We start from the raw sequence: 3,648 nt of genomic DNA, 5'->3' as shown, positions 1-3,648 counted from the left end.
TTTCCGGCGGCGTTCTTGTTTCGATCGCGGACACGGACCTCGATCGAGCCGTCGTCGCCTTCGAGCACGGAAAGCTCATCCTTCTTGCTCACCACGTCCAGGGTCGTCACCGTTCCCTCGTCAGTCGCGTTGATCGACCGCGTGATCTTGATGCCGTTTTTGACCACCGTTGCGGTGGAACTTGCGAGATTGTTATCTCGGGGCAACTTCAAATTGGGATAGCGATCGGTCGGTGCCGCGTCGCCTTTGGCTTTCGCCCGCGCCGAACTCGCGGCTCGATTTTTCTGCGCCGCTTGTCCGTCTTGCTTTCTGAGCGAACGGGCTTGACCGTTCGCCGCTGCCGAACTGGCCGCGTTTCCGGTGGCGGTCGCCGTCGCTTCGCTGCGACTTCGGGTCCGGCCATTGGAATCGCTCTGTGAAGAAGACGAACTCGATGCGCTGGCGGACGAGAAATTGGTTGGCGTGTTCGTGTCGCCGTACGGTTGGTCGGCTGCCAGCTTTTTGGAAAATGTTGACTTGTCGTTGTTGTCAGCGGCATCACTTGACGACGCAAACGAGCACAAGACCCACGCCGCGGCGATCACCAATGCGATTCGTGGTGCGCGGACCGACCATTGATTCAATCGTTTCATCATCACTCGCCCAGGTTGGTGTTCAGTACTTAAAATCCGCGTTTCATTCCGTGAGAACCTTACTCAGTCCCTGATTTGCTCAGCTTGGCCATCGCTTCGGCGAATCCCTTGCCGATCTGTGCCATGATTTTGGCAGATCCATTGTAATGGTATTGGGCATTGGAGCTTCCCTTTAAAATTTCCAGCTCGCGTGGCGAATAGAGTTCTTCTCGGAACTTGGCCAAGGCCTGTTCGCGTTGCTGGCGGCTGAGGCTGGGGTCTTTGTTCAATTCCTGGGACTTCGCTTTGATCTTGCCGCCGCGGCTCTTTAATTCGTCCAGTTCGGCGTCCCAGTAGTTTTCGGTCAGGACGGCCGCGACATTCCCCTGGAACTCCGGCATCGCGGCCGGTGCGGCCATGGCTTTTCGAAAACCATCGTGGGTGCTTTTGTATCGCTGCTGGCTGGGGCCATACTTGTCGACCGGACCACCGACCCCCATCACGCCGATCACGAATGGCATTTCGGGTGCCGAAAGATCTTTGCGGACGTCGCGAATGAAGTCGGCCAGCAAACGGCTGTAAAGATCGTACCCACCGGGTTTGTCCCGGTTGGGATACACGTCTCGGGCGACCATGTCGTTCCATCCCTGGAACCAAACGAAGCCGGCGATCTCGTACCCTGCCTGCGAATCGTAATCCGGGTAGACACGTTGGATGTCGCCGACGACTTTGTTCACGTGATCAATCATCAGCCGGTAATAGCGGCCGGTCGCCTCGGCACGGTCTCGCTTGATCTGGTCGATGTCTTTGCCCTGCTTTTGCATCGACGCCAACTGCGATTCATTGAATTCGTAGGGACCGGCACTCGGGGGTCGGAAATCGGTGTGCAGCGATTTGCCGCCCCACGCCGTTTTGATGAGCAGGATCGGTTCATCGAGCTGTTTCTGCATGTAGATCCCGAAGGTTAACTCGGGGCCGATTTTGGGCTCCCGACCCATCGCTCCATAACCGGCCGTCAATCGACCGTGGTGTTCCTGTTCGGTTCCGTCGTTGCCGATCGATGAGATCCAGACCTGGTCACAGATCCGCGGTGTTCCGTCGGCCGTTCGCATCTCGGCCAAGATCGGCGCCGTCCGAGGATCCATGGCGAGGTGGTCAAAGGTCGAAAGCTGAGCATGCCCTTGCATGTTCGACTGACCGGCAAGGATGTAGACCTTGAGCGGTTCCTTCGCATCAAGGTGCGGGACGAAGAACAGGCAAAGCGTGAGGAAGACAATGGATCGCGTTCTCATGGGGGTGAGCCTTGCTGCCGCGGGATGGGGGCGATGAAGGAAACGAAACGACGAACGTTCGGGCGGGCGAGGTGACGCTCGGGTGGGCACGCAGACGATTGTAACGCGTCTGTTGACCGGGCGTTGGAATCGGGAATGGTCCAACTCGCTTGCGTCTCGTCGCGAAGCGGGTGTCACGAATCGCATGACCGACTGGCGCGTCGATCGATCGCGACGGGTCTATTCGCTCCCGGAATCCGCCAATTGCCGATGCACTTCGTCGACGATGTGGCGTTCGACCTCGGGCGACCAGTGGGCCGGAAGACCGTAGTAGACCATCGAGCTGCCGCCTTCGTAGCCACCTTCCTGCAACACGCGCCGCGAGGGGATGTAGGCCATGACGTCGTTGGCGTAACCCGCGATCCACGACTGTTGCCCACGCAATTCGCTTTTCAAACGCAACGCGTAATCGACGACGACTTCGCCACCGAGAAACACCATGTCGATGTCGTCACCCAACGTCCAGCTGCCGACGGCGTACGGATACGTCTGCGCCAGCGACTCGCCGCGATCGAGTTTTTCGAGCAACATCGTTGCCCTCGCCGCCTCCCATTTGTTCTTCGATCGCGAGTTTGCTTCGATCTGCTCACGCGACGGAAGCGTTCCCAACGGCAGATCGATCTCACGAAAACTCGATTTCAGCTTCGGGGCAAGCGGCTGCATCTGAATCGTCATCAACACCGTTTCGACGGCCGTCGCGAGTCGTCGCCCGTAGTGTTTGGCGAGTTCAACGGTTCGCCGCGGCAGCGGATTTTGATCCGCACCACAGCCCGCCCAAAACAACGCGATCGAATCGGGATGCGATGCTTCCAACGCCGCACAGGCGAAACCGGGGTAGTCGCCCGACCAGGAATAAACGCCCAGCACGGTCGCGTGACAGGCATAGCCGAAGACCACGCTGATCAGTTTTCCTTGGCGGTCCCTGACCGCCAACACCGGGACATCATGATCGACGGGGCCTTTCAATGTCCCTTCCCGTCGCCACTGCGGAACGTTGCCTTCAGGCCGGTTCTCACGCCGATTGGTCGCGAAGGTCGCTGTTCCCGAGCCCCAGGAGACTTCGGCCGGTTGTCGGTGCGCGAAGGCATCATCGACGGCGGCCAGAATTTGGTGTCGCAGACGCTCCTCGTATGCCTCGATCTTCTTCTGCTGATCCGAATCGACGATCAGGTAATGCAGCGGTGCGAGGTTCTTCTTAAGCGCCGGGCCGGTGTGTGTGTGTGAACAGCAGATCGCAATCTGCGATCGATCGAGCTGGTGGACGCTCTGGATCTGGTCGGTGATCGCCATCGCCAATTCGCGATCGATGCCGACCAGGTCCAACGTGATTAGCACGACTTGATTGCCCGACGTGTCTTGAAGCACCAGGGCCTTGGCCCACAAGTCGGTCAATTTACCTTCCGAGGGACGATCGCGACTGCCATAACCGGCCATCCACATCGCACCGTCCGGCGTGATGTTCTGCTTCGCGACACCCGCTTGCCATCCCTCGTCCGCCCGCGCGGGAGTGATCAAGAGCAGCATCAAGACGGGAGCAAGGATGTAACGTTTGAGCATCGTTGATAGGTTCCATCGAACGCGTTTGTGGGTCAAGTTGAGATCGAGCATTGTACCCGTAAGCGGTTCTCGACGAGCGAGGGACGCTAGTATTCCGCCACACCTTGGTTTTCGGGTAGGCGGTAGTGGACGAGACGACGAGTCCTTGC

The 3,648-nt window shown here is 58.8% G+C and carries 3 protein-coding genes; all 3 read right to left on the bottom strand.

What is annotated here, in order from left to right; translation table 11 throughout:
• Positions 1-635: hypothetical protein (locus ABX749_RS25860; protein WP_372898546.1), on the bottom strand; the 635-nt coding region annotated here is incomplete at its 3' end.
• A gap of 56 nt (positions 636-691) precedes the next feature.
• Positions 692-1,903, bottom strand: a complete 1,212-nt coding sequence (locus ABX749_RS25855) for a sialate O-acetylesterase (protein WP_372898545.1) — start codon at positions 1,901-1,903, stop codon at positions 692-694.
• Between the two features lie 219 nt (positions 1,904-2,122).
• The gene (locus ABX749_RS25850) at positions 2,123-3,499 is read right to left on the bottom strand and encodes a neutral/alkaline non-lysosomal ceramidase N-terminal domain-containing protein (protein ID WP_372898544.1); all 1,377 of its coding nucleotides are present in this window, start codon (positions 3,497-3,499) and stop codon (positions 2,123-2,125) included.
• Between the last annotated feature and the right edge of the window lie 149 nt (positions 3,500-3,648).

The sequence above is a fragment of the Stieleria sp. genome, assembly GCF_041595215.1.
Taxonomy (GTDB): Bacteria; Planctomycetota; Planctomycetia; order Pirellulales; family Pirellulaceae; genus Stieleria; species Stieleria magnilauensis.
The sequence above is the reverse complement of the archived record's forward strand: the minus strand, read 5'-3'. Positions and strand labels throughout refer to the sequence as shown.